Annotated in this window: 16 protein-coding genes and 2 pseudogenes; 10 read left to right on the top strand and 8 right to left on the bottom strand. The window is 58.2% G+C overall.

What is annotated here, in order from left to right:
* Positions 1-7: 7 nt before the first annotated feature.
* Positions 8-613: a TraH family protein gene (locus AC0L3D_RS19395; protein WP_473645522.1), complete on the top strand. Its 606-nt coding sequence runs from the start codon at positions 8-10 to the stop codon at positions 611-613.
* 1,237 nt (positions 614-1,850) lie between these two features.
* On the opposite strand, the gene phnF (AC0L3D_RS19390) is transcribed toward AC0L3D_RS19395, so the two are convergent.
* The 4 genes from phnF (AC0L3D_RS19390) to AC0L3D_RS19375 all read right to left on the bottom strand — a co-directional run bounded on the left by phnF (AC0L3D_RS19390) (position 1,851) and on the right by AC0L3D_RS19375 (position 5,528).
* Complete coding sequence (gene phnF / locus AC0L3D_RS19390; RefSeq protein ID WP_473645520.1) at positions 1,851-2,597, bottom strand: phosphonate metabolism transcriptional regulator PhnF; 747 nt, start codon at positions 2,595-2,597, stop codon at positions 1,851-1,853.
* Between the two features lie 265 nt (positions 2,598-2,862).
* Positions 2,863-3,639 (bottom strand): class I SAM-dependent DNA methyltransferase, encoded by a 777-nt coding sequence (locus AC0L3D_RS19385; protein ID WP_473645518.1) that lies wholly within the window; start codon positions 3,637-3,639, stop codon positions 2,863-2,865.
* A gap of 159 nt (positions 3,640-3,798) precedes the next feature.
* On the bottom strand, positions 3,799-4,035 hold the full coding sequence (locus AC0L3D_RS19380; protein ID WP_473645516.1) for a hypothetical protein: 237 nt from the start codon (positions 4,033-4,035) through the stop codon (positions 3,799-3,801).
* A 1,010-nt stretch (positions 4,036-5,045) separates the two neighbouring features.
* A complete protein-coding gene (locus tag AC0L3D_RS19375; RefSeq protein WP_473645514.1) occupies positions 5,046-5,528 on the bottom strand; it encodes a GNAT family N-acetyltransferase in 483 nt (160 codons plus the stop codon).
* A gap of 1,526 nt (positions 5,529-7,054) precedes the next feature.
* Here AC0L3D_RS19375 and AC0L3D_RS19370 point away from each other — a divergent pair.
* Both AC0L3D_RS19370 and AC0L3D_RS19365 read left to right on the top strand, forming a co-directional pair.
* A complete protein-coding gene (locus AC0L3D_RS19370; protein WP_473645513.1) occupies positions 7,055-7,984 on the top strand; it encodes a TauD/TfdA dioxygenase family protein in 930 nt (309 codons plus the stop codon).
* A 124-nt stretch (positions 7,985-8,108) separates the two neighbouring features.
* Positions 8,109-8,898, top strand: a pseudogene (locus AC0L3D_RS19365) (transposase); the annotation flags it as partial.
* 225 nt (positions 8,899-9,123) lie between these two features.
* Here the strand turns inward: AC0L3D_RS19365 and AC0L3D_RS19360 are convergent.
* From AC0L3D_RS19360 to AC0L3D_RS19345, 4 genes are all read right to left on the bottom strand, one after another.
* Positions 9,124-10,827, bottom strand: a complete 1,704-nt coding sequence (locus AC0L3D_RS19360) for a pyridoxal phosphate-dependent aminotransferase (RefSeq protein ID WP_473645511.1) — start codon at positions 10,825-10,827, stop codon at positions 9,124-9,126.
* 828 nt (positions 10,828-11,655) lie between these two features.
* Positions 11,656-13,548, bottom strand: coding sequence for an asparagine synthase (glutamine-hydrolyzing) (gene asnB, locus AC0L3D_RS19355; protein ID WP_473645509.1), 1,893 nt, complete (start codon positions 13,546-13,548; stop codon positions 11,656-11,658).
* A 25-nt stretch (positions 13,549-13,573) separates the two neighbouring features.
* Positions 13,574-14,488 (bottom strand): class I SAM-dependent methyltransferase, encoded by a 915-nt coding sequence (locus tag AC0L3D_RS19350; protein WP_473645507.1) that lies wholly within the window; start codon positions 14,486-14,488, stop codon positions 13,574-13,576.
* Positions 14,489-14,507: 19 nt separating this feature from the next.
* A complete protein-coding gene (locus AC0L3D_RS19345) occupies positions 14,508-15,119 on the bottom strand; it encodes a CDP-alcohol phosphatidyltransferase family protein (RefSeq protein WP_473645505.1) in 612 nt (203 codons plus the stop codon).
* 515 nt (positions 15,120-15,634) lie between these two features.
* On the opposite strand from AC0L3D_RS19345, the pseudogene AC0L3D_RS19340 reads away from it, so the two are divergent.
* From AC0L3D_RS19340 to phnF (AC0L3D_RS19310), 7 genes and pseudogenes are all read left to right on the top strand, one after another.
* Positions 15,635-16,859 (top strand): annotated as a pseudogene (locus AC0L3D_RS19340) (IS3 family transposase).
* Positions 16,860-17,927: 1,068 nt separating this feature from the next.
* Positions 17,928-19,550 carry an ABC transporter substrate-binding protein gene (locus AC0L3D_RS19335; protein ID WP_473645503.1) on the top strand — a complete coding sequence of 541 codons (1,623 nt, stop codon included), beginning with the start codon at positions 17,928-17,930 and terminating at the stop codon, positions 19,548-19,550.
* A 76-nt stretch (positions 19,551-19,626) separates the two neighbouring features.
* Positions 19,627-20,580 carry an ABC transporter permease gene (locus AC0L3D_RS19330; RefSeq protein ID WP_473645502.1) on the top strand — a complete coding sequence of 318 codons (954 nt, stop codon included), beginning with the start codon at positions 19,627-19,629 and terminating at the stop codon, positions 20,578-20,580.
* Between the two features lie 35 nt (positions 20,581-20,615).
* On the top strand, positions 20,616-21,500 hold the full coding sequence (locus AC0L3D_RS19325) for an ABC transporter permease (RefSeq protein ID WP_473645500.1): 885 nt from the start codon (positions 20,616-20,618) through the stop codon (positions 21,498-21,500).
* A 12-nt stretch (positions 21,501-21,512) separates the two neighbouring features.
* The gene (locus AC0L3D_RS19320) at positions 21,513-23,591 is read left to right on the top strand and encodes a dipeptide ABC transporter ATP-binding protein (protein ID WP_473645498.1); all 2,079 of its coding nucleotides are present in this window, start codon (positions 21,513-21,515) and stop codon (positions 23,589-23,591) included.
* A 175-nt stretch (positions 23,592-23,766) separates the two neighbouring features.
* Positions 23,767-24,993: an alkaline phosphatase family protein gene (locus AC0L3D_RS19315; protein ID WP_473645497.1), complete on the top strand. Its 1,227-nt coding sequence runs from the start codon at positions 23,767-23,769 to the stop codon at positions 24,991-24,993.
* 43 nt (positions 24,994-25,036) lie between these two features.
* A complete protein-coding gene (gene phnF, locus AC0L3D_RS19310) occupies positions 25,037-25,738 on the top strand; it encodes a phosphonate metabolism transcriptional regulator PhnF (RefSeq protein ID WP_473645495.1) in 702 nt (233 codons plus the stop codon).
* The last annotated feature ends 345 nt before the right edge of the window (positions 25,739-26,083 follow it).

The raw sequence follows: 26,083 nt of genomic DNA, 5'->3' as shown, positions 1-26,083 counted from the left end.
GCTACCCATGATCGACGCCGCCCTCGTCGCGCAATGCGCCGATCCCGACCTGAAGCCGGCGATCGTCGAGCGATTCATCGCCGCGGCGGGCTCGCCCGATCCGCTGGCCGTCACCATCAAATCCGGTGATAGGGTCGTGCTGGTTCCCCGCCCGAGCACGCCGGACGAAGCCATGGCCCTCGTGCGGCAACATGTCGGCAAGGCTGTCGTGCGCGTCGGCGTGACGCAATATCCGGCGGGGCTCGGCGTCACTGACCTCTCGGAGCTGAAGCCCGCCTTGGTTGACGCCTGTGCCAACATCCGCATCGGGACGAAGCTGTTCGGCAAAGTCTACCGTATCGTCACCGAATGGTACGGCAACCCGGTCGGCGAGGCCTTCGATGACGCGATTCTCGCGTGGAAGAGTGGGTATTTCGAGGGGAGGGAGGTGTTCAGCGAGCCGGATCCGGGCGACGTGAACCTCGCCGTGCCGGCGGCAGAGGAGGATGATGACAGGCGCGATGCGGCCGCGGCCGAGCCGCCAGTAGAGGCTCGTACAGAATCGGAGGATCCCAACGAGGCAGGCATTCGCGTCGATCTTTCCGGGATCGACGGCAGCCGGCCGAACAACTGATCTCACCGTGCCGACTTGTCGAAGACGGAGTGCAACAGGCATAGGCTGGTCCACAACCAAGGCGGCGCCTGTATAGCTTTCGATGACAAGCTTGAGCCATGTTCGACCTTATCGCCGGCCTTAGCTGACGAACAGGCGAGGCCACTCTCGTGGCTTTCTCCCGGCGAGAGTGGCCCCTGCTATCGAAGCCGCTGAATGTCAGGCATCGCCCGCTATGGTTGAAAGGTGATCTCGTGCCGAAACGCAACTACAATCCCGCAGGTGTACCGGCCCACGCAAAGCCGGCTTCGGTCGAATCTGCCCATGTTTCTGATTGCACCTCGGTCAATCCATCATCCGGGGGACTTGAGCATCCGACGGCAAACCTCGGTAGCGATAGCGGAGATTGCCCGCCACTCAATCAACTCCTTCGGGGCTGGATAGCGTACTACGGGGGATACACACAATCGGCTCTGGAGCCATTCCTGCGATACGTCGAGCAGACACTGCAGGCGTTGGATGACGGAAGTGCAAGCACTTTCACGGTGAAGACCAGGGCCTTTCTCGCACGATTAAAGCGAGAGTGCCCCAGCCTCTTTGTACACTGGAAACTCGGTCAAACTGGCGTGTTCGCCTGATGGGAGCCGGGTGAGGCGAGAGTCTCACGCCGGGTTCTGCGAGAGGCCGGGGGTGCAATTCCTCCGGCCTACTCACCCGCGAAAACAGATCTTGTCCCGGTTGCTGACGCCATCATCCAGCGGAAGGCAATACGGAAGGGTGCGATATCGCAAGTGCCCGCCCGACCCGGCGTGGTCGCAGACCCTGGGCACTGGACGCTCCTTGCGCGGGAACCGGGAGACCTCGTGATTGCGATTGCCATAAGCGGCGTAACTACGTTTACGTTGATATCGCTTCACGCGCTTGGAACCAACAATGTCTGCGAAGTACGACAGCAAACGATCAAAGACCGATGTCCTCATCGAAGAGGGCACCTTCAATCCAGCCCCCGAGAAGGTTCGCGATCCGAAGTTTCCGCTGCAGCGAGTTTTTCGATCCGCACGGCGCTGTGCAGGTCAAATAGGAGATGCTGCGTCGCCTCTCCATCGACAACTGTTACTCCCGTCAAGCTGCCGGCGGAAGGAACCACCAAGGTTCCAAGTTCGATTCAAAGGCGGCAAAATCCATGAGCCCAAAATCTTCCGCCCAGCAGATCAAGACGGCTATTCGAAACTTCGGTCTGTCACCGGCTCACGTGGCCTTAGCTGGCGGCGGGAGATGGCCCGGCGAATGAATTAATGTTTGGATAATCGTCTGCTTCGATGAGATATTCGTATCTGTCGCTTCGTATGACGCTGAATGTATTTTTGATCGGCAAGCCATCGAGGGTTACATCGACATGGGTTTCGAATAGTACCGGGCTGGACGAGGAAATCCGTAGGCGTTGAGCTTCCTGCTGAGTGGGTCTTCGTGCCGTTATCCGTGTCCATTTCCGCTTGTATTCGGGAATGCCGCAGCGCTTCAGGGCGGCAGGGAAAGAGTTTACTGCTGCGAACGCAGCTGCAAAACCCGGAACTCGGTCGACTGGGAAGTAGCTGGATCCGGTAGCCAAAGGCCAGTCGTTGACGAAAGAGACCCACCTGACCTCAGTAGCTAACGCTCGCGGGGCGATATTCAACCGCTTTGCGACGTCGGTTTCGACGGAAGTTTCGTTGACCGACAGTATCTCCCGCTTCACGGACTTGTTGTGGCCGAGGAGCTTGTAAGTGAACCTGAGGTCGCTCTTCAACCTTTGTGCAACGAAATCATCCGCAACAAAGGTCCCGACACCGTGCTGAACCCGCAAAGCACCTTCAGATTCCAGGGCCTTGATCGCATTGCGCACCGTGTGGCGATTAACTGCAAACCGTTCTGCCAAAACGAGATCGCCAGGCAAGCGCCCATCCTCGAACGCACCAGCATCGATATCACTGAGGATAGCAGAGCGAACTACTTCCCAACGCTTCATTGGCCACGACTTTCCTTGTCAATTGGCGTCAACAACCTCCTCCCGAACGACAAACAAAGCGTAAGCGCGACGGGGGGCCGCCGAGATTCAGCGGTCGACTATTTCCGCGAGCATCGTGGTCATGGCGTAATGCTGGGAGACAGCTGCACCGATGTGCGATGGGCATTGCCCGCAGCTTTTTGTCGTGCACTTGGGGACATCCGGAAGAGCATTTTGCCGGGGGGTGATGCCGTGGCACAGCGTCTTCGGTCGCGACACGCAATTCTCATGGTTTTTTGCGGAACACCGACATGTATTGCCCAGATGCATTGTCGAACGGGCGCCGCTTCCAGTCTGCATAACGTTGGAGAGGCTCAAGTCCGCTAATTTTTGCGAGCAAGTCCAACTCCGTGGGATAAACATATCGCATTTTAAGCGGCATCGTCCGGCTTCCGGCCGGTGTCATCCAAAGATCTTGAGAAATAAAAAGCTGATTATTGCGGTCGTGTCTGGCAAACCGCACCATCATTCTCTGCTCGTCGACATGGATAACCGTAGTTCTTTGGCCTCCATATACGCCTGCTCCTGAGAAATCAGCAGTATACGGGTAATACAAGTGCACCACGAAGAGCCCATCCGGCTTTAGTGATTTAGCGACAGAGTCAAAGCAGCTGAGTTGTTGCTCAAGGGTCACCATAAGTGAGAAAGTATTATTAACGCAGTAGACTAAGTCATACTGTGTGCCTAGGTCGAACTCTGTCATGTCGCCCAGGTGTATCGTGACCAAACCGCCAGCGTCCTTTGCGCGAAGCGAGGCAAGCATCCTTTTCGAGTTATCGAGACCATGGACCGAAGCTCCTGTTTCCGAAAGGGGCAAGGCGATGTGGCCGTTTCCGACGCCCAATTCCAGTGCGGTTCCGTCTTTTGCCAAGGGCGCTAGAAAACTGACTGCCCACGCGTTCTCGACAGACCCATTAAGCGCTTCCATATATTCATCATAGACATCGCTCCAGATTTCACCATAGCCGGTATACGCGTCCGTCACTTGCACATGATCTTTCATGCCGTTTCCTCAGTTACTTGCCCGACCGGTGACTTGATACGGGCCTTTCGGGGCTTGCCGACCAGAGTTGCACATAATTTTTTTGTGGTTCTATAGATCTCATTGCTTCGCGCTCGGGAGCACCTGGGCACATGTTTGCCGGACATAGGCTGAGCTTCTTCATCCGGAGATCTGGTCCATCTCGAACAACGATGGCGCTCCTAGCATAGCGGGAAGTCCTCTTTGCAAGATCTCGCTCGATTTTCGGCGAAGGGTTTCGATGTTTTTCGTCGAATGCTGTTGCATAGCAACGGCTAACTCGAAGGGAATGAGTTCAGCAACGAGAAGATAGCCGACTTTGAGAACGACCTCGATTAAGGTCTTAGGCTGAGCTTCCTTTGCTGCGAGATGCCGCACCTTATCCTGCGCGTTCGGGGTTCAATATTAAGCGAAAGGAGTCGGCTTTTTCGGTCGCAGCCGACGATGAGGATCTTCTGCCCGACAGCGCGGCGAGGTTTCATGGGGAGTGGTGACTTGCCGATGCCACTTTGCCGGAGAATGCAATCTGTCCAGACCTGACATGTTTTTCCATCCTTTCGTCCATCCATGGTGACCCGCGGCATGAATGCCGGTCGGCAGCTCCCGCCGACTCGCCATGGATACCCGCAACGTTCGTGCCAATTTGGCTGCCCGACCCGGAACGAACTTTTTGTGACTGCTTTTCAGCAAGTTAATCGGAGGAAAAATCAAGAATTGGCCCAAAGCCTGTGTCGCGGACCCGACAAACCCGACATGAGGTATCGGGAGAGTGCTCTTCAGACCGCTACGCGGTTACCTCACCGAATCGCCACGGCTGCTGGCGACCCCCGCGCTGCGTCCTCAGCTGCCAACGCTCATAGACCGCCCTGCACATTAAAGGGCACAGATATACGGTAGGAAGGTCAAAGGGCGAACGAGATGGGGCGAAAGCCGTGTTCGTCAACAGCGGGCTTGTCCTCCCAAAGGTGGTCGCAGGTCAGGTTTACACGCTCCCATGAGAGCCGGACAGGCTGGAAAGCAGGTGCTCGGGAACGGCCTGTCCGGCGGTGCGCAGAGCATCGGGACGTGGCCCGTATAGAGTCCGGGACCTTCTTGTGCAACCGGGAGAATTCCTCACGTAACTTATGCCTCGCTGTCAGCAGCGGCTCCTGAGTATAGCTGCGAAGGCGACTCTCCACCGCCGTTTCCGGAATCGCTCTACTTCGTGACTACCGGCCTCACGATCGACGAACCCGGCAACCACACGATCGCTTACATTTTCGTTCCCGGCAGGAAACGCCGACCTGGAACGGAGTTCGACTGACAGTCAAGCAGATCGCCACAGTCAAGCGACGGGGCATTTAAGCCAGAACCTCTAATCTGTAGCCTATGTCAATCGGCGGTGACGATCATCTTGGGTCTTCTACGAGTTGATTCAAAGCCTCGGCAGGCATGATCCACCGCTGCCACTTAGGATCCTCCGTTGCGCCGAGGCCGCGGTAAAATGACTGCGCCATCATATTTTCGTTCAGCACGAACCAGTAGAAACACTCGCGCCCCGTCGCACGGGCATGCAGGGCCACTTCTCGCATAAGGTTATGGCCGACGCGCTGACCTCGGTACTCGGGATCAACATAGAGCCATTTCAGCATCAGAAGCGGTTGCGATGTATGTACGAACGCGATTTCGTAGTGGACCGCCATGCCGGCCAGTGACCCTGGGCCTGCGTCTGCGACGTAAGCGCCAAACTCTGGTCGCTTACCAAATCCACTGCGGAGCAGTTCCGCTTCGTCTAGGCTGAAGTTGTGATCAGGCTCAAAGCTGAGGGCAGCATGCAAGCTAACAATTGCACGCATCAGCCGAAGCAACTCCGGTAAGTCGCTTTCGTTCATCGGCCGTATCGTGGTCGCTCTGGTCGTTCGGGGACAGGACCTTGCAGATTTTCCCATGAAATGCACCTTGGTAGCTTATGGACGGAAGAGAGCAAGTTCCAACGCCGGGGGGCTCGTCGTAGTCCTTCCGAGTTCGATAGCACAGTACGGAACATATAGGGGCAACGTTGTCGCTGCCCGCAGCAATCTTTCACTTCCGTTCGCCTTGTCCAACATTTGGATCACACTGCAATTGCCGAGATGGTCAGTTTTTCGATATGGTAAGATTGAGCTGACGTCAGGACTGGGACCGCAATCCGGCGTTGTCGCCCCCGTCAGCTACGCGGATAATCCGTCCTGACTCTTGAGGGGGATGTCTCAAAAGTTGTGCCAACTGCGAAGAAGAGCCTCAGAGGATATTTCCGCCTGCCATTCGATTGATAATTTGAGACTGCAGCAGAAGCCCGTGCCGAACACGACTCTGTCGTCTAGGCGACAAATCCATCAGTGCGTGTCAGGTGTCCCACCCCTTTTCCTTGAATGGCGCACACAACCCAGCCGAGATGAAGCAGAATATGCGCCTTCATGAAGGTATGTCTTTCCTGCACAATTTAGTTGTGGGCCGAGTAGCTCAGCCATTCGGCGTTCGCCCAAACTAACTTGCGTGGACGGGCCTGTGTCGATGTGCCAGCGATGCAGGCAGATATAGGCGGTAGCGTGCTGTCTAGGTCTCAAATTGCGGCCAGTTGATGCGCCGGCTTCTGTGGTCAACATCGTCTCACACACCAGAGCGACATCCGACCCATTGCGAAGCCCGTTGCCTTGCGTGATTGCTGCCGCTGGACGAAAAGGTCGGCTACCCCGAAAGAAGGTAAACCACAGTCCCAGGTCCCCAAATGAACGGGTCACGATCGCAGCTCTGCAGTTTTGGAAGGGGAGGCACCTCGCCACTCAACGAGACTGCGAACGCTTCAAGGTAACATTCACGCGCTATTTGCCGGCTCACCTATCCACCGGGCAGGTCGTTCCAGACTTGGCAATACCGCCTATGTCATCTGCAGGCGACACCGTCATGACAGCACTGCGTCGCTGTGAACCTGTTTTACCCCGTGAGTTTTGCAAACTGGCACAGTGCTTGCTGAGGATAACTCAGCAATAGGAGGCATGCCTTGAAAGTCAGCGCCCTCATTTACGATCTGTTCGAACCCAAGCGCTTCGCGCCAGGGCTTACAAGGACGAGATCTCCTCCCTCATCGCAACGAAGCGACATATGCCGTTTGCGATGAACCAGGATGCCCTTTCGATCCGCCGTTAATGGCCTCTTATGATCACTGTTCGGTGAGTTAGTGCGAAATTGAAGCCGTCGAAGGGACCGATACATTGATGAAAATCGTCAGGATTCAGGCGCAGGCAGAAACGGTTGTACTAACCATGAACGTCACCGAAATGGTCTTCCTTGCGATCCGCAAATCAGGCTTTCGCCCGTTTGTGTCGCGCAGCTGAATAGCTTTGTCCGTTGAACAACCTTAGCCCTGGAGAATACCACCATGAATAAAGCAGCCTTGATCGATACTGTTATTCCGCGTGCTGACATCGTTAAACGCGCAGCGCGTATCGGCGCTGAAATCAGGAATATCAGGCTGTCAGGCGACCTGCCGGACCAGACGATTGAAGCGATCAACAGAGTGCTGCTCGAGCAAAAGGTCATCTTCTTTCGCGACCAACGTCATCTTGACGACGCCGAGCAGGAGCGCTTTGCTCTTCGTTTCGGACAGCTTGTGCCGCATCCGATACTCGGCGCCGTCGAGGGAACGGTTTCAATCACCGAGTTTGATTCCACCCGCGTTGGCCGCCGAGCCGACATGTGGCACACCGATTGGACCTTCGTTGACGCCTATCCCAAGATTGGGGTGCTGCGTGGCGTAGTGACACCACCGTCCGGCGGCGATACCATCTGGTCAAACACCGCGGCCGCTTATCTTGACCTGCCGCCGCCGGTGCAACGACTGGCCGACGAGCTTTGGGCCGTTCACACCAACGCCTTCGACTACACCGTAATGGCCCAAGCGAGCGAGGCCGACCGGAAGCATTTTGACGACGTCTATACCAAGACGATCTATGAGACCGAGCATCCCGTCGTGCGGGTCCATCCCGAAACCGGCGAGCGCACACTGGTGCTCGGCGATGTGGTGCAGCATTTTGTTGGTATTCCGAAATATGACGGCCAGCAGCTGTTCGCGCTGTTCCAGTCTCATATCACCGCGCCCGAAAACACAGTGCGCTGGAACTGGAAGGAGGGAGACGTCGCGATCTGGGACAACCGCGCCACGCAACATTATCCGGTTACTGATTACGGCGAACAGCACCGTATCGTTCGCCGCGCCACCATCGCTGGTGAGGTGCCAGTCAGCGTCGACGGCCGCCGCAGCGTAAAGCGTATCAAGACAGCCAAGCAGCCGCCCGCAACCATCGCCTAGCGGTGCACAATTTTGACTGAAAGTCCTCTCTGATTGGCGTCGTTGAGGTCAAGGTGCTCCTGCACTTTTTCTCGGTGGTTTCGTGGGTCACTCGCTTCGCGGTCGGCGCTTGGGCCCCCGCAAAATGTTGGGGGTGGACGGCCCCCCGCACTCGACGGCGGAGAAGCTGTCGATGGTCGAGGAGACCTACGCGCCGGACGTGACGGTAAGCCTTGTCGCGCGTCGCCACGGCGTCCAGCCCAACCAGCTCTTCCACTGGCGCAAGCTGGCCGCGCAGGGAACGCTAACGGCGACGTCGGCCGACGGCGAGGTCGTAGCAGCGTCGGAGTATCGGGCGCTGCAGAACCAAGTGCGCGAGTTGCAGCGCCTGCTTGGCAAGAAGACGATGGAAGCCGAGATCCTGAAGGACGCCCTTGAAGTGGCGGCAGGCTCAAAAAACAGATGTTGCGGTCGCTGTCGTGGCCGAAGGACGGTTCCCGATAAAGGCGGTGTGCGAGACGATTGGTGTCGCCCGCTCCAACATCGCCGAGCGGTCGAAGGGACGGGCACCGGGTCGAGTAGGCCGTCCTCCCGAGCCTGATGGCGAACTCGTTGCCGGGATCGAGGAGGTCATCGGGACACTGCCAACCTATGACTATCGCCGCGTCCACGCCGTGCTGCGCAGGAAAGCCTGCACCCCAGGCACACCGGCGCCGAACCACAAGCGGGTCTATCGGGTCATGAAGCTTCATGGCCTTCTTCTCAACCGACAACCGACATGCGGGAGGCCATGAAGAACGCCGCCATGACGGGCGGGTCGCGGTCGATCGCTCGAACCTGCGCTGGTGTTCCGACGGCTTCGAGATCGGCTGTGACAATGGCGAGAAGGTTCGCTCGCCTTCGCTCTCGACTGCTGCGATCGCGAGGCCATCGCCCTAAACAATGGAGCGCAGACGTCCCGGAACAAACGAACAAACCCGCTGACCTCAACCCGCAAACCCTCGCCTTCCATCACGACGGATCACCGCCGGCGCCTGATGAGGCTTGGGAAAACGCACCGGAAAGGCAACCAGATCGCCGCTTCAGGCCGCCGAAAGCTCATCGGCGTGCATCAAGCGGGGTAGCTGACAACACATTGCCAGGGAATCACAGAAGACTACTTATTTCGGAGAGAGGACAGTCAAGTGGCTCAACGTGCGCCGCAGAACTCTTGCGAGCTCTTCGTTCTCTGCGCGACTTCGAACCGTGAGGCGAAGATACCGATCTGCATCGTCCATAGCTTGGTAGCCGCATTCTCGTACGAGGACGGATTCGAAGAGGATGAGATACCGCTTGAGTTCAGCAGCGGAAACCGAATTTTCAGGCAGCCGGCATAAGATGAAATTGGTTTGCGAAGGCACGACGTCGAGGCCCGGTACCGTCCGTAGCTCCTGGATGAATAGCTCTCGATCCTCTCGCAACGTTCTTAGACTGTCTTCCAATTCCTCTGCGAATTCGGGCAGCAAGAACAGCGCGTATTCCGCAATACCGTTGATGTTCCACATCGGCAGTTTCCGGCGCACGGCAGCAATGAGCTCGGTATCGCCAGACATGAGATAGCCAAGCCGGATTCCGCCGAGGCCGAAGACCTTTCCAAGGCTCTTCACTACGATCAGATTGTCAAAGGACGACACTAGATTCTCAACGCTGTTTGAGCGGCCGTCAGCGGGAAAATCAATAAACGATTGATCCACGACCAGCCGCCGCCCGCAAGAACCTAAAGCCTCCGCCAACCAGGCCATGTCAGCATAATCAACAAGTCGGCCGGTCGGATTGTTAGGATTTACAACGATTGCCGTATCTGCGCCTGTCGCTATTGCGAATTCGAAGAAAGCTCGAACATCGAGATCGAAATAGGGCGGGCTGAGAACGAAGTTCTTCTTTCGTTCATTATCGAGTGGCGTTTGAAAGCCGGCGAATGTCGGGGTGGGAATCGCAATTGCGGGGTTCAGCGTTGAATAGAGCGCCTGTATGAGATCGGTAACGCCGTTTCCGACCGCAATAAAGTCCGCTTGCTGCGAGGTCATCGCGCCAACAATTGAAGCTATATCAATCTGCTGAGATGGATAGCATGTTAACACGCCCTCGAGCCTCGTCGCTAGCCGCTCGTAAAAACTCTTCGGAGGGAACCGAGTATTGCACAGAAGCATGTGCTCAGCGATTGGCTTACGCCAATATCCTCCGACACTGCTCTCCAGACGCCGCGGTAGATTCTCCTTGTCATATCGAAATTCCGCTATGGATACATCGACACCGTCGCAAACGTCGAGCAGTTCGGAGCCAACATTCAGCTCATCCTCAGGGAACGCAATCTCCAGCCGGGACAGACCCAAGGCTAACTTGCTCAAGGCCTGATGTTGAACCTCAGAAGCCCCAACGCGCCTTTCAAGCAAAAGATTCCGTAGAACATCAGCACTCAATCGATAAATACCAGTCGGTGCTTCAGGCCGCCAAGCAGAGCCACGCAGTCCGCTGTCGGTATCGATCCCGTGAAGAACCTCACTGTCGAAAAGCGGTGTTCCCCATATTAGGAGAGTATCGCCATGATAATCGCACACTCGCTCAAAGAAGTCGCTGTCATGTGCATCCAGCCACGAAAGAATAGCAGTGCTGTAGTGTAAGCAAAATCTATTGAGAGCGCCGCTGCACGCGTTTTCAACGAGAATGACAGCTTCAATGTCGTTTTCGATACATACCTTGATGAGGCGTTCCAAGAGCGGCTGACCGTTGATCGGGACTAATGGTGCATCGTAACTACCACTCCACAGATGTATTTTGGGCCGTCTGAAATCGAGGATAAAAAGTGCGTGAGTTATATTTTCCATATCCGGTATCTTTTTGCAAGAAGAAAAGCGTGTGTAGAAGTGGCTATCCCTGAATCAAAACGAAAGACAGGCGATCGAAGTATCCACATGATGCGTTCACATCGATTTCATCCGGAATCTATTGGGGGCTTCGATCGGTTCCTTCTAGGGGGCTAACACTACTTTGGCCAAAGTAGTGCGAAATAATTGACCCAAACTAACCTGTCCCACTTCAGCAGGTTCGCCCGCAGGTCGGCCAGATGGCGATCCTGTCTCTCGTTTTCAGACGGCTGCCTCCGCAAATTGGTTTGCCAACGCCATGCGCCTGGCAGGAGGCGTTCTATTAGTCGTCTGCGCCCAACAATGCCGGGCATGTCGACGCCGAGCCTCGGCGCGTCAAGTGAAAGCGTCTACGCAAACAACGTCGTAGGCAATTGCGCGTTGTCTGCGGACGTGGATGATTTGCCGGTCCAATTCTTGCGAAGCTTGCCACAAAATAGCGGATTTGATGTCGCATCGATCGGTGCCGAGTAGGTTGGACCTCCGCTGATTTAGATACTTCCATGCCCGGCTGGTGGAGAGCCAGCCCGAAAACGGCATCGCGCGCTCGCTCATCATCAAAGATCCGTCGTGGGCGGTTGCGAGCTGCTGGTGTGCTCAAGCTCTTCGGTTTCCCGTCTAGTGGCGATGCAGCTCCGACCGCACCTCTTTTGTCGGTGGCTGCGATCATGCCATAATCGGCGCGGCAGGTGCCTCGGCGGAGTCGGAGAACCCGCCTGCTCGCATTTTCTCGGCAAAGGGCCTTCTGTGAAATGCCCGCGAACGCCCCACTTCGGACTCGTATATTCTTCATGAGAATAACTCCTTGAAGAATATCCCAAGATTGGCCAGAAGCCAGAACTTCCGTCCAAATGAATCCGATGGGTTTCGTCGTCCGGCCTCAAACCAATGCCGCAAAGCAGCGGGGTCGAACAAGTCTCCCAGCGGAGAGTCCTTGTGAAACAGCAGCCTTCGATATTCCGTGGCTCCCTCGCCCACGGCCCACTGACCCAGTGGAAGCGGAAATCCCATCTTTTTCCGAGATAGAACAGATTTGGGCAAGACGCTCCGGTATTCCCTTCGCAAGGGGTATTTTGAGACGTCGAGGCGTTCGCTGAAAGAAGCAACTGGGTACCAAAGCGCTTGGGCAGAAGCGATCGGTGACCTCCACCTTAACCGCTGGGAGCCGGGCATCGCCATCGCGGCGGTTACAAGTTGGTGATCGGTGTAAGGGACGCGAGCTTCAAGCCCAGCTGCCATTGTGGTGTTGTCGACCATTTCCAGCAACGCGGGCAAATGTGTAGAGACGAGAACATAAGAGATCTTGCTAAAGAAATCTCCGTCCGCCTCAGCAAATTGATTCGAGAAGTGATCGAAGAGCTCCATCTCGTGCTCTGTTCGCATCTGGCCATCGATAGCAAGCGAACGGATCTCATCAGTCGGAAAGTAGGTGTAACGCTCGAGGAAGAACTGCAGCTGACTGCCATGGATCCCGAGTCCAAGCCGCCGGCGTGCGATCTGAGCAAGAGCAGGTGGCAATCTGGCGATGAATTTACTCCGACTGTAATCATACGGCGTACGGAATAATCGGCTGTAGCCCGCAAAAATCTCGTCGGCACCCTCGCCGGTCAGCACAACTTTATGCTCCTTCGAAATCGCCTTTGCGAGCGTAAACATGGCGGTTTCGTTATGCATTCCAAGTGGATGTCCACGCACACGAACTAGCTCTGCTACGTCGTTGATATCGGAAGGTTCTCCAATCGGGACGACCTGGTGAGTGAGCCCGAGCGCAGCGGCAACCTCCATCGCATAGGCCGTCTCGTCATAATCGGGGGTCTCGACCTTGCCGGTATAGCAGATCGGACGGATTTGTGAGCGAGCGGATAGCTCATAGGCGAGGATGCTCGAATCAAGGCCACCGGACAACAATGCGGCGACCGGTACATCAGCTACCAGCTGACGTTGAACGGCGTTTCCGAGTAGCCTGCGTACGTCGGAGTAGTCCGGCTTCGATCGCGAAATGCGCTCGGACAGATTCCACCAACGTTCAGACGTGTATCGTCCGTTTTCTATTTCGAGGAGATGGCCGGGTTCTAACTTGGAGATCCCGGCGAATAGCGTTCTGGAGCCGACAACCGCGCGATAGGATAGAAAGCTGAGCGCGCCGATCATGTCAGGCCCGCGCATGATCCCCGGCCAGCGAATGAGAGCATTCGGTTGCGACGCAAATAAAAGCCCAACATCGCAAATCGTATAGTAAAGGGGCTTTACCCCTAAACGATCTCGGGCGATAATAACAAGCGATTTCCGTGGGTCGAAGAGCGCAAAGGCAAAGATTCCATTAAGCTTATCTAAACATGATTTCCCCCAAGCAAGATAGCTTACAACTAGTACCTCAGTGTCAGAAGTTGTTGAAAACAGATAACCTAAGTTCCTCAATTCGTCCTTTAATTCGTTCCAATTGTATATCTCACCGTTGTACGTTACCACAACTCCGGTTTCAGGATCACGAAAAGGCTGGTTGGCTCGAGGATGAAGATCAACAATCGATAGCCGTCGATGCGCGAATGCGACCGAACGATCAATGTATAGGCCGCGGGCATCAGGTCCACGATGGGCGAGAGCGTCAGCGCAACGCTCTACCGCCTCAGCGGGGACCGGCCCACTTTCGTCTTTGAGAACTATCCCAAAAATTCCGCACATTGAGGCCGCTCTCTCGTACCACCGACTACTTGCTTGGCTTTCCGCCGATCATCTGGATACAGCCATCGCCGAACCAGAACCGGGCCAGCGGGTGGTCATAATGACGATACATCGGTGCGAGAAAGCGCCGAAGGTTATGGAAATTTCTCGTATATCTTGAGATCCTGCGGATGTTGTCGAAACCGCACTCGGCATACCAGCCTCTGATCTGCATCTCTGTGAAGGAGAACTCGTGGTAGGTCGGCGCCTGGAAGCGATCTCGTATCGTCACGAACAAATCATCATCGAACAGACTTCGAAAAAACTCGTTTTCGCCGTGAATGTATTCGTTCTCTTCGTCTTCCTTAATTTTTAGCAACCAGTCGATGCCTTCACGTGCGGTGGATGCATTGAGGTTGTCGATAGCACTGCGGAATTCTTCGTTGGATTGATAGAGTTTTCGCAGATGGTTGATGCATTGGTAAATGACGCCGTTGGCAGTACCCATGACTGTCAAAAAGAAGCTGCCGCCTGGACGAGTTACGCGGGCAAGCTCTTGGAAGCCCTTGTTCGGATTCCTAGTGTGCGGCAGTACCCCCGCGCAATGAACAAAATCAAAACTCTCGTCGTCAAACGGTAGATCGAGCACACTACCAGTGACAAGTACCGAACGCGACCCAAAACGGCTAAGCCGTTTGCGGGCGCAATCCATCCAATCACTGCTCAATTCAAGAGAGACAACGCTACGTGCCCCCCTTTCAAGAAAGGCATAGGACGCATTCGCGTTAGAGCCGCAGCCAGCGTCTAAGATATCAAGGGCGTGGAAGCTACCGGTCGCCAGGCCGAAATATTCCTCCTCGATGAGAGAAACCAGCCTGTCAAAAATATGGTCGTCGTTCTCCTGCTCGCGCTGATAGCGATCGAAGACGGCGCGACTTTCGATTTCCAAAGAGGTTTCCATGTATTGCCTTTCCTACAGTCTAGGATGCCGATTCACTAATAAGCAGGGCGACAGAGCCGGCTGCAGCGAGTGCAAGGTTGGCTAGGCGCAACGCATTGCCGGTACCAGGGAATTTGAAACTGGAGAGATGTAGTACGGATAGAAGAAACGCCGCGCCTATCAACAGAGCGCCCAGCTGAGGAATCGCCACGTAGCTGTTTATCGCAAAGAGTGCCGTCAGCACGAAGAGGTCATTGTTCAAAGGCAATCCTCTGCCGAATCCGTCAGCATCCAGCCCGAACGTCGAAAAATAGCTGAGGCGGAGAGCCCCTGATAGGACAAGGAAGACCGCAGCCAACAGTGCGGGAACGGAGAACGCGTTAAAAGACAAAATCAGAACTGCTGGAAAGACGGCGGCGTAGACCAAATCAGCTAGCCCGTCGAACGCGGCTCCCACCTGTGCCATCAAAGCGGACCGATTAGGGGAACTCTTCGCGACCATGCCATCCGCGTCATCCGCCAAAAGAGCCCATAAGGCGAAACAGATGCCAACCTCGAAACGTCCGATCAGAGCAAAGTAAATCGCCGTAGTGGCGAACGTCAGCCCAAGCGCGGTAATGGCGTTTGCAGCATCGAAGAGGTAGCGGATCATCCTCTTACTCCCCTGCCGCGCGGCCGCCACGGTCCCGGCAATGTATCGGTGAAACCGTTCGAAAGGGAAAACTCTCGGCCACGCGGAGGTCTTCTACACCCTCGCTTGCATTGCCATCTGGATCCCACTGGCGATGCACTCTTTTCCATACTCTGTGGATTCGCCGCGAACCTGACATGCTGCTTTCCTCCTCCTTCCATTGATTGCGATATTGCCCACGACAGGAATATCGGTCGCCAGATCCTCCCGCGTCGCTATTGGGGAGGCTCAAAACTCGTGCCAATTGCCTAGGAAAAGCCTCACAAAGAATGTTCTACATGCTATTCAATGGCTTAATGATGGTACAGCAGAGCCGAGCCAAATAGCTCCGTGTTGTTTTCTCGACAAACGAAACAATGGTGGCGGTTGCCCGGCGTCTGCCCAAGAATGGCGGACCAAACTCCTGGAGCGCACCCCATTTCACCGGACAGGCGGCATAGCTGATAAGGCATAGGCATGCGCCTATGAGTACGACTATGTCCAAGAGTTCCGATGAGCCGTTTCGGCGGGTCGAAGTTATCACCTCGGTGCAGCGCCGCCGGCGCTGGTCCGTCGCCGAGAAGGTTCGGCTGGTGGAGGAAGCCATGCAGCCGGGCATGAGCGTTTCCTACGTGGCACGACGCGCCGATTTTCCCCCTCCCAGCTCTTCGCCTGGAAACGCGCATGCTCGTGGGCGGCCATGCCGCCGTTCAGGCCGACGAAGATGTTGTGGGCTCTTCCCAGGTCCGCGAACTGGAGAAGCGCGTGCGCGATCTCGAGCGCATGCTGGGCAAGAAGACCATGGAAGCCGAGATCCTCAAGGAAGCCCTTGAACTCGCTCGCCCAAAAAAACGGCCGTCGCCCTTGCTGTCGTGGAGCGATCCCGGGGGCGATTCCCAATGAGCGCCATTGCCAGACGCTGGGCGTCTCCCGGTCGAATCTGATTGACCGCAGCAGCAAGCCCTCCAAGCCGCGTGGGCCCTATCGCAAGCCCGAAGACGTCGCCCTGCTGGCCGAACTGCGCCCGATCATCGACCAGCGGCCAACCTATGGCCATCACCGGGTGACGGCATTGCTGAATCGGCAAAGGCGCAAAGATGGCAGGCCCATGGTCAATGCCAAGCGTGTCCTCAGGGTCATGCAGCAGAACGGACTGACCCTTCAAAAGCATACAGCTCTGCGGCCCACCCGCACCCACGACGGTGTCGTTGTTGCCCTGCGTTCCAACATCCGCTGGTGCTCAGATCATCTGGAAATCGATGCCCGCAATGGCGAGGTCGTCCGCATCGTCTTTTTCATCGATGCTTGCGACCGAGAGATCATTGCTTGGTCGGCGCTCGCCAATGCTGGCATCTCCGGCCAGATGGTCTGTGACCTGATGATCGCGGCGGTCGAGCGACGCTTCCAGACCCTCAAGGTTCCGCACCGACTGGAATGGCTCTCTGACAATGGCAGCGCCTATATCGCCCGCCAGACTGCACAGGTGGCCGCGGCCCTCGGCATCGACCTACTCTACACCCCGGTTCGAAGCCCACAGGGCAACGTCATGTCCGAGGCCTTCGTCAAAACCCTGAAAAGCGACTATGCCTCGATCGTCATCCTCCCAGACGCCGACACCATCCTGGCCTTGCTGCCCAAATGGATCGACGATTATTGTGAGGTCCACCCGCACTCCGGCTCAAGTTCCGCTCACCTCGCGAGTTCTTGCGCCTCAGTGCCTAAACCCAACCGCCGCATGTCCGGTGAAATGGGGTCCACTCCAACTCCTCCCCTGGGAAGCGGAATGCACGTGTCGTTCAACGGGTTCCGCGCGGTCCGATATCCGACGATGTCGTACCTTCTTCTATGCTCGCCGCTGATCAGTCCGGTTGCAGAGACAGTGTCGGCGATCAGTCTGTTCTCGGTCGGCCGGCGGCGTTCTGGCATTACCTGCGTCGGTTTCGCTTCTCATCGGAAGAGCATGGCCTTGACCTATGGCATACATTATCGGAGGCGTAGCTTGGTTTCGCGCTTAAATGCGCTCTTCTTGTCAAGTCTGATTTCCAATCAATTATCATCTCCTTCTTCGTCCGGCTGGCATCGCTTTGATCAGGTCGGAGGCTTGCCGGATCGCAACCCTCATCGTTCCGCAATCAGCGTGCCTCCCATGAGCGGCGGCAGAGCCACATCGAACGCTCGTCGATAAGTCAGGGAGAAGGGAGTGCGCCTCACGGACGAGGGGCTCGGCCGGAACGTCAGTGGAGGACGGCGCAGCCGTTGCGGACCGCCGGACCCGCAGGACCACCGTCCGAGACGGGCCGCCCGAGCGCCGGACCTCCCTCTCTTGCCAACCCCTGGGGGCCGCGATCAAGCGTCTCGGGTGCGGCCGCAAGATGCCAGAAATGGGGCGCGTGTCCGAGGGTTTTCCCCATACGGACCACTCGAGTCTTGGTGTTGAATGCAGCCCCGAGCATCGTCGTATCGCCCATGTCATCAAAGTGTAACGTTAGAGCCTTAGGGAGATACCTAGATATCTGGCCATCCGCTGCCAGCTATCGCTGGCATGCTTGCGCCGCTCGATATCATCGAGGGCAGTCAGTTTGATGAACAGGAAAAAATCATGATCGACGGGACCACCTGGGCGAGCTCGTGCTGCTACCGAGGCATCAGATCAACGGGGGAGCGGTGACGCGATGCGAACCATTCCGTCAAGGCGGGAATCCTGGCCCGGCGCTATGTTCCAGCAGTTCGATGCCATTCTCGATCACAAACTCTTCAAATAGCGTCACGCAGGGGTAAAAGGAATCTTTCATGAAAGAACTGGCCAATCCACATGCGATAGTTCGGTATGAAAATGAAAAACCGAGATCTTCCGCAAAGTACTTACGCATCATGCTTTTCTTCTTAAGTGGCTTTCTGGAGCCGCGCTGGGCAAAGGAGCTACACTTAAGAACGCTGGCTGTCGCCGTGCTATTGGCATTCGCAGGGGCGGCCACCGCCGAAGAAGCGGCGACCCTGCGCATCGCGCATCCTCTCGGCTATGGTGGAAAGGAGTCGCCCGATCCCATATCGCCGACCCGCTTCTTCGAGCTGAATGAGCTTCTGTACGATCGCCTATTGCGCCAAGGCGATCATGGAGAGCCGACGCCAGGTCTCGCCGTCTCCTGGTCCGCCTCGGACCATGCGAGGCAGTGGACCTTCAAGCTGCGCCAGGGGGTTACCTTCCACGACGGAACGGCCTTCACGGCAGCGGATGTCGTCTATTCTCTAATGCGCATCAAGAGTGAGAAGATTGCAAGCCCTACCCGATCTGTCCTTGGTTTCATCGACAAGGCGGAGGCGATCGATAACTCGACTGTGAAGATCACGCTGGCGAACCCTGACGCCGATTTTCCGTTCCTGCTGATGGACTATCGGGCCCGGATCCTTCCCTCGCGGGGGCGGGAGGGTAAGCTGGACGAGCTCAACGAGACAGGAATTGGGACCGGCCCCTTCAAATTGGTGAAGCTTGATGCAGCCGGTACGACCGTCGTCGAAGCCTTCCCGGGCTATTGGGAAGGTCAACCCAAGCTCGACCGCATCGAGATCATCGCCATTCCCAGCGATGACGCCCAGGTGCAGGCACTGCTCGCTGGCCAGATCGATTTGCTGGGCTCGGTGCAATACGCCAAGCTGCCCCTGTTCAAAGGGCCGGGCTTTGTCGTCCAGAGCGTCGCCACCGGCGACTGGTCAGGACTGGTGATGCGCAACGACATGCCGCCTTTCGATGATGTGAGGGTGCGGCGCGCACTTCGACTTCTGGTGGACCGCAAGGCCATGCGCCAGCTTCTGGCCGGCGCCGAGGGCGGTACGATCACTTGCGACCACCCGATCTGGAGCGGCGACCCCTATCGTTCCGAAATCGACTGCCCAGCCGACCCCGCAACGGCCAAGAAGCTTCTGGCCGAGGCCGGGTATCCCGACGGGCTGCAGGTCGATCTCTACACCTCCGACGTGGCCGCCCCCGGGATCCAAATGGCCGAGATCTATCAGCAGCAGGCGGCTGCAATCGGGGTCAAGGTCAACATCAAGGTCGTGCCGGCTGACGGCTACTGGACGAAAGTGTGGACCAAGGTGCCCTTTTGCTTCACGGATTGGTCGCAGCGGCCGGCAGACCAGGTCTTGAACGAGGTCTTTCGCTCCAAGGCCGATTGGAATGAATCCGGATTCGACCATCCCTTCTTCGACTGGCTGCTGGATGCCGCTCGGCGAGAGATGAACCTCGACCAGCGCAAAGAACTCTACACTCTGGCTCAGCGCATGCTCTACGAGGAGGGCGGAACGATGGTCCCCTTCACGAAGAATAACTTCCGCGTCACGGCGAAGCAGGTCAGCGGGCTTCCGCCGGTGCAGGACTTCTCGATCCGTTGGAACGAGGTGGCGAAAGCGGAGTAGCCGGGCGACTCCGGGAGGCCCGGCTGGGCGTGAAAGCCGGTCGGGTCTCCACGCTGTTTCTTGTAAGGAGGACATTGTGTTAACGCTGATCCTGCGCCGGCTGATGGGTGCTCTTTTCGCCTTTCTCTTTGCGGCCGTGGTCGTTTTCGTTTGCTTGCAGGCCCTGCCTGGAGACGCCTGCACCGCGATGCTGGGCCAGCAGCAGGGGGACGCTCTGGCGCTGGCCCGCTGCCGGGGTGAGCTTGGGCTCGATCAGCCCGCCTTGCTTCGCTTCGCGCATTGGCTGGGATCGTTGTTGCGGGGCGATTTTGGGACCACGCTATCTCGCGGCGAGTCCGTCGCCGACATACTGGGACCGCGCCTGCGGAATACGGCGCTCCTGGGTGGCGCCGCCGCCCTCGTCGGCATCCCGGTCGCCATTGTTCTGGGGATTGTTGCCGGACTTCGGCGCGAGCGGCCGAGCGACCTGGCGATCTCCGGCATCGCCCTTTTCGCGATGACAGTGCCCGAATTCGTCTCTGCCACCTTGCTGATCTATGTCTTTGCCATCTGGCTGCGCTGGCTTCCGGCGGTCACCGTTCTACCGCCAAGTGCACCGATCGGCGAATTCCTGCCCAATATCGTGCTGCCGGTCGTCACGCTGGGGCTGGTAATGACGGCGCATATCCTGCGCATCGCGCGGACCAGCGTTATCGAAGTCATGGCCAGCGACTATGTCGAGGCCGCACGCCTGCGTGGACTGCCGATGCTTCCTCTCCTGCTGCGCCATGTGCTGCCCAACGCGCTGATCCCCACGCTCAACCTCGCTGCACTCACACTCGCCTGGCTGCTTGGCGGGGTGGTGATCATCGAGCAGGTCTTCAACTACCCCGGCGTAGGGACCCTAATGATCCAGGCCATCCACGACCGGGACCTGGCGCTGATCCAGACGATCACGCTGATCTTCGTCGTGACCTATATCGCCGTCAATCTTCTGGCCGACCTATTGGCGCTTGCGCTCGATCCACGGCTCCGGAAGCAGGTCCGATGAGTGCCCCGAATACGATGCCGCGGGAGGACGATACGATGCTGGTGGAGGATATTGCGCCGCCGGCCTGGCCCTTGCGTTTCGGGCGGGTCTTTCGATCCATCCTGGCAAGGCCGTCCGGCGCCATCGGGGCGGCGATCGTCGTCCTGCAGCTTCTGATGGCGCTGCTGGCGCCCTGGCTGGCGCCCCATGACCCCATCTTCCAAAATCCGGCCGCCTCCCTTCAGGTGGCTGGCGGTGATTATGTTCTCGGGACGGACCAGCTCGGGCGCGACGTTCTCTCGCGCACACTGATGGGCGGGCGGGCTGCGATCGTCATCACAGGCTTGGCGACCCTTCTGGCGGTGCTGGGCGGGGGCGCGCTGGGAATCACGATCGGCTTTCTCGGCGGGCGCATTGAGGAGAGCGCCATGCGGCTCATCGACGCCTGCCTCGCCTTACCTTGGCTCCTCTTCCTGCTTCTGGCTGCCAGCGCCAGCGACGGGAGCCTCTTGGTGCTGATCCCGCTTCTCGCCTTCTTCTATGGCATTCCTCTCGCCCGGGTCGTTCGCGCAGCCACGCTGTCCGTGGTCGCCCAGGACTATGTAACAGCCGCCCGTGCCCGCGGGCATCACCCACTGGCCATCGTTTGGCACGATCTTCTGCCCAACATCCGCGATGTCCTGCTCGTGGAAGGGGCCATGCGGTGGAGCTGGATGCTCCTGGTCTTCAGCTCGCTCTCGTTTTTGGGCTTTGGCGTGACGCCGCCAACCCCAGACTGGGGTGCGATGATTGCCGAGGCCCGTGGTTATCTGGGCATCACGCCCTGGGTCGTGCTCTGGCCCTGTCTCGCGCTCTCAAGCCTGGTCATCGGCATCAATCTGCTAGGCGATGCTCTGGGCAAGGCCTTGGGTCTCGATCGCATGCTTCACACGCCGGTCTGATTGGAGGCGCAATTGACCATCACTGCGATCCGGATCGAGAATCTGACTGTCAGCGCGACCGCCGGCCGCGTCCCGCGAGAGGTGCTGAGTGAGGTCACGCTCGAGGTCAGACGGGGCGAGGTTCTCGGCATCGTGGGGGAATCGGGGAGCGGCAAGAGCACCTTGCTATTGGCCATGCTTGGCCATCTGAAGCGTGGCCTGCATGCAACGGTTGGCTCCGTCCTCTACGACCGGCAGGACCTCCTACGACTGCCCGCCCCGACCCTCCGGCGGCTACGCGCCTCCCGGCTCGCGGTGGTGCCGCAGGGTGCAAGTCTCTCGCTCACGCCCAACCGCCGGGTCGGCCAGCTTCTCGAGGAGGTGATAAACCTTCAGGCCGGGCGCGGCATGCAAGGCGGTCGATGCCGTGCGCTGGAGCTGCTGCGCCAGGTTCGCCTTCCCGATGCCCCGACGATGCTGCGCCGCTATCCCCATGAGCTCTCAGGGGGTCAGCAGCAGCGTGTCTGCATTGCCCTCGCCTTGGCTGCCGAGCCGGATGTGCTGCTTCTCGACGAGCCGACGACCGGCCTGGATGCCACCACCCAAGGCCATCTGTTGGGACTTCTCGCCGAGCTGAGGCGATCCGCCGGGCTGACGATGGTGCTCGTCAGTCACGATATCGGCGCGATCGCCCGTCTCGCCCAACGCGTGGTGGTGCTCTATGGGGGCCAGATCGTGGAGGAAGGGCCCGTGGACCGCCTGCTGACCATGCCGGCACACCCCTATACGCGCGCCCTTCTGGCTTCGATCCCCCGTCTGGATGGGGCGGGCATTCCTCCAGCTCCAGCTGAAGCAATGCCCCTGGAGGGGATGCACGGTTGCGGCTTCGCGCCGCGCTGCGGGCGCGTTGAAGCACTCTGCAATACGACACGGCCCAGCTTGCAGGTCCTGCCGCAGGGGACAGGGCAGGCCAGATGCCATTTCGCGCTGGAATGCGCGCCGGAGCCGCTGCCTGCCATTGCTCTCCATTCAAGCGCCGCTGCTCCAACCGCCAGCCCGCTACTGCGTGTAGAAGGCCTCAGTGTGGTCTATGGGTGCTCCGGCAGATTGGCGCGCCGTCTCGGCCTGTCGCCGCTGCCCGCTATCGCCCTGCGGGAGGCCAGCTTTGAACTCTTTGCCGGCGAGACCCTCGGGCTGGTCGGGGAATCCGGGTCCGGCAAATCGACGCTTCTAAAAGCGATCGCGGGCCTGGTCCGCCCCAGCGGCGGGGGTGCTGCGCTCGCGGCTGGCGACGGAGGCGCGCCCGTCCGGCTCGCGGGAGAGGTCGAGCTTCGAAGTCTGGAAACCCGTCGACGCATGCAACTCGTGTTTCAGAATCCCGACGCCTCGCTGAATCCCCGGCAGACCGTAGCGGAGATCATCGCAGCGCCGTTGCGCCTCTATTTCGGGGTGACGGGAGCGCGCGCTCGCGTCCAGGCCGCCGATCTCATGCGCCAAGTGAGACTTCCGCTGCGCTATCTGGATCGTCTGCCCGGACAGCTTTCGGGCGGCGAGAAGCAGCGTGTTGCCTTGGCGCGAGCGCTCGCAGCCGAGCCCGATGTGCTGCTTTGCGACGAGGTCACCTCGGCGCTCGACGTGTCGGTGCAAGCCGCTGTGCTGGAGCTTCTTGCCGACATAGAGCGTGAGCGGCGCCTGGCTTTGGTCTTCGTGTCCCACGATCTGGCAGTGGTCCGGGCGATTGCCGACAAGGTGCTCGTGCTCTATCGCGGCCGGACCTGCGAGACGGGAACGGCCGATCTCTTCTACCGCCCGCCATTCCATCCCTATACACATGCTCTTCTCGACGCGGCCCGCAACCTTGCGCCGCAGCCGGCGCCGGGAGGCGTCTCAGCGAGCACCGAAGTGCCGCCCGCAGGCGAGGGCTGCGCCTTTTACGACGCTTGTCATAGGAGGGTCGCCGACCTTTGCGGGACCGTTCGCCCGCCATTGCAGGGACATCCCGCGCGTCACGCGCTCTGGTGCCACCGACCGATGGCGGAATTGCTGGCGACAGCTGGTCGGCCGGCGGACGACGAGATGAAGTCACTCGTGCAGGCGTCCCCGTCTGACTGATGAGCGCCGGCGCGGGGAACCTTCGAGGATCGAACTCAAGCATGCGAGTGATCATGATGCCCGGTTGCTCGCGCGGAGTGTTTGGCGGCGGTGCGAGATCATCGGCAGGTACGGTCAGCCGTCAGATCGCATGTATCAAACGTGAACCGCTCAATCTGAAGGGACATTTTCTGAAATGACACATCGCAAACTTCTTTTGATCATGATCGACGGCTTGAGCGCAGACTATTTCGAGAAATACCGTAGTCGCCTTCCAGCCTTGTCGTCGTTGGCAGAGGAAGGATATCTGGTTCGGCGGCTGCTGTCTGCCGTGCCGGGCACCTCGATGCCGGGCCGCGCTTCGATCCTTACAGGGACCGGAGCCGAGGCACACGGTGTGTTTGGCAACCGGATCTTGAGTGACGGAACCTTCGTCGCCGCCGAGGCCGAACATGTCCTCGTCCCCACCATTGCAACGCTGGCCTCTCGCGCCGGTTACGACGTGGCATGCATCGGCCACGCGCTAATTAACCCGGAAGATACGTCCGTTTACATTCCGCCGTGCTGGCTGCGGGGCCCAGGCTTCACGAAGATCCCCGCGGACGGATCCCTCCCGCCATTGCTGAAGGTGAAGGATCCGCAGGGTCGGCTGGTGACTTTCCCGCTACCCTCTTATACGCCCGAGTCCATGGAGCCTGATGAAGTGTCCCGCCTTACGAAGACGCTGATCGGCGACCAACTCACCATCGCTGCGGCAGCCAACTTGATCGGTTCGGAGGAGCCGCCTGATGTTGTCGTGACGGAGATCAACGCCACGGATGCGTTCCAGCACGACTTCGGTTATGAGAGCGAGGAGGCCCATTTCGCGATTGCATTGGCCGATTCTCTCGTCGGTCTTTGCCTTGACAGTTTGCGGCGAGCTGGGAGGCGCGACGAGTACACGATCGCGATCGTCAGCGATCACGGGCACGGCAACATCAAAACATCGATCTTGCCGGATCTGATTATTCCGGGAAGGGTGTGGCAATCCGAAGGTGCAACACTTCATGTTCTGGTCGAGAACGATATCGATCGCCAAGAGGTGACGGAGCAGTTGGCCCGATTTGGCGCTGAACCCTGGACCGATTCCCATTTGCCCATTCAGATTCGTGAACGCATCGCTACGTTCGTGGCGCCCGCAGGACATGATTTTGAGGAGACACCGGCCCATCATCCAGCAGACCAACCGCTCGGCCAGCCCAAATATAGGTCCACTCATGGGTTCCGGCCGGGCATGCCTGCGGACGATCGCGTCTGCATAATGTCCGGGCCGGGCATTCCAAATGCGGTCGTAGACAAGGCTGAGCCGACTCGCTTTGCTCCGACGCTTGCGCGCGTGCTTGGACTTCCACTTGACACTTTCCCCGATCGCCCGCTGTTTTGACAGTCAGCATGACTCGGCGAGTCTACAAGGGCAGTGGTGATCAATGAAGCGTTGGGAATTGGTTCGCTCCTCTCTCCTCAGTGATATCGATGCGGGTGCGTTCGAGAATGGGCGCCTCCCCGGCGATCTCGTGTTGGCAGAGCGGTTTGGCGTCAATCGCCACACCGTCCGAAACGCGATCAAGGCGCTTGAATCCGAAGGTGCTCTGCGGGTTCAACACGGTGTCGGCACTTTCGTTGCGGAAGATTTCGTGTCCCACAAATTGGACACCGACCCAAGATTTACCTACAAACTTCTTGGCCAGAACAAGTCGGTTAAGCGCGAGATCCTGTCGATCGCCCAGGTCTCGGTCGAGCCCGAGATTGCCAAACATCTTAAGATCGCCCCGTCTGCGCTGGTCACCGAAGTCAAATCGATCTCGTTCATCAATGACTGGCCTCTGGCGACTGGAGCGGCTTATCATCCTGCCGATAGGGTCCCAGGTCTCGCGGCTGCCTTTGAGGGATCAAACTCCTTTACCGCGGCCCTGAAACGCTGCGGGATAACTAAATACAAACGGAAGTGGACCCGGATTACGGCGCGCCGGCCGACGCAGCAGGAAGCTCAGCTACTACGGATATCGTCGTCAAGCCCCGTTCTCTATGAGACCAATGTCGACGTCACTCCGGACGGCGTACCGATAAAATACGCGTTCAGCGTGATCCGAAGCGACAGGTACGAATACCTGATCGAAGCCGACAGCTGAGGCGCGACGGTCGTTTCGGCTTGTCGGGCTTTCGCAGCACGCGAAGCGGTTTTTTTGCTGATTTCACCGGGCAAGCTCAATGGCTTGTCATCAAACTGTCGCAACCGTTATGTATCAAAGCATCAAGATACCTAGACATCTATGTGACACCGTGACAAACGGTGCGGCGTGAAGTCGATGACCAGAGCGGTGACCACAAAGTGCGAAACGATGTTGAAAGACGGCAGCGATGGATGGCGACCCTCGCGCGTGCGAGCTGCCAGGAGCTTGAACAGGCGTATTTGGATCTGCCGAATGCGCCCGACTACGTCTGCCTGCGACCGGCGGAGAGCGGCCTTGTTCTTG

The sequence above is a fragment of the Mesorhizobium sp. WSM4837 genome, from assembly GCF_055811435.1.
The sequence above is the reverse complement of the archived record's forward strand: the minus strand, read 5'-3'. Positions and strand labels throughout refer to the sequence as shown.

Excerpts from the sequence above, each read along its gene's own strand:
- AC0L3D_RS19395 (WP_473645522.1), top strand. The coding sequence starts at position 8 with ATGATCGACGCCGCCCTCGTCGCGCAATGCGCCGATCCCGACCTGAAG.
- phnF (WP_473645520.1), bottom strand. The coding sequence starts at position 2,597 with ATGAAGCGTTGGGAAGTAGTTCGCTCTGCTATCCTCAGTGATATCGAT.
- AC0L3D_RS19385 (WP_473645518.1), bottom strand. The coding sequence starts at position 3,639 with ATGAAAGATCATGTGCAAGTGACGGACGCGTATACCGGCTATGGTGAA.
- AC0L3D_RS19375 (WP_473645514.1), bottom strand. The coding sequence starts at position 5,528 with ATGAACGAAAGCGACTTACCGGAGTTGCTTCGGCTGATGCGTGCAATT.
- AC0L3D_RS19370 (WP_473645513.1), top strand. The coding sequence starts at position 7,055 with ATGAATAAAGCAGCCTTGATCGATACTGTTATTCCGCGTGCTGACATC.
- AC0L3D_RS19360 (WP_473645511.1), bottom strand. The coding sequence starts at position 10,827 with ATGGAAAATATAACTCACGCACTTTTTATCCTCGATTTCAGACGGCCC.
- asnB (WP_473645509.1), bottom strand. The coding sequence starts at position 13,548 with ATGTGCGGAATTTTTGGGATAGTTCTCAAAGACGAAAGTGGGCCGGTC.
- AC0L3D_RS19350 (WP_473645507.1), bottom strand. The coding sequence starts at position 14,488 with ATGGAAACCTCTTTGGAAATCGAAAGTCGCGCCGTCTTCGATCGCTAT.
- AC0L3D_RS19345 (WP_473645505.1), bottom strand. The coding sequence starts at position 15,119 with ATGATCCGCTACCTCTTCGATGCTGCAAACGCCATTACCGCGCTTGGG.
- AC0L3D_RS19335 (WP_473645503.1), top strand. The coding sequence starts at position 17,928 with ATGAAAGAACTGGCCAATCCACATGCGATAGTTCGGTATGAAAATGAA.
- AC0L3D_RS19325 (WP_473645500.1), top strand. The coding sequence starts at position 20,616 with ATGCTGGTGGAGGATATTGCGCCGCCGGCCTGGCCCTTGCGTTTCGGG.
- AC0L3D_RS19315 (WP_473645497.1), top strand. The coding sequence starts at position 23,767 with ATGACACATCGCAAACTTCTTTTGATCATGATCGACGGCTTGAGCGCA.
- phnF (WP_473645495.1), top strand. The coding sequence starts at position 25,037 with ATGAAGCGTTGGGAATTGGTTCGCTCCTCTCTCCTCAGTGATATCGAT.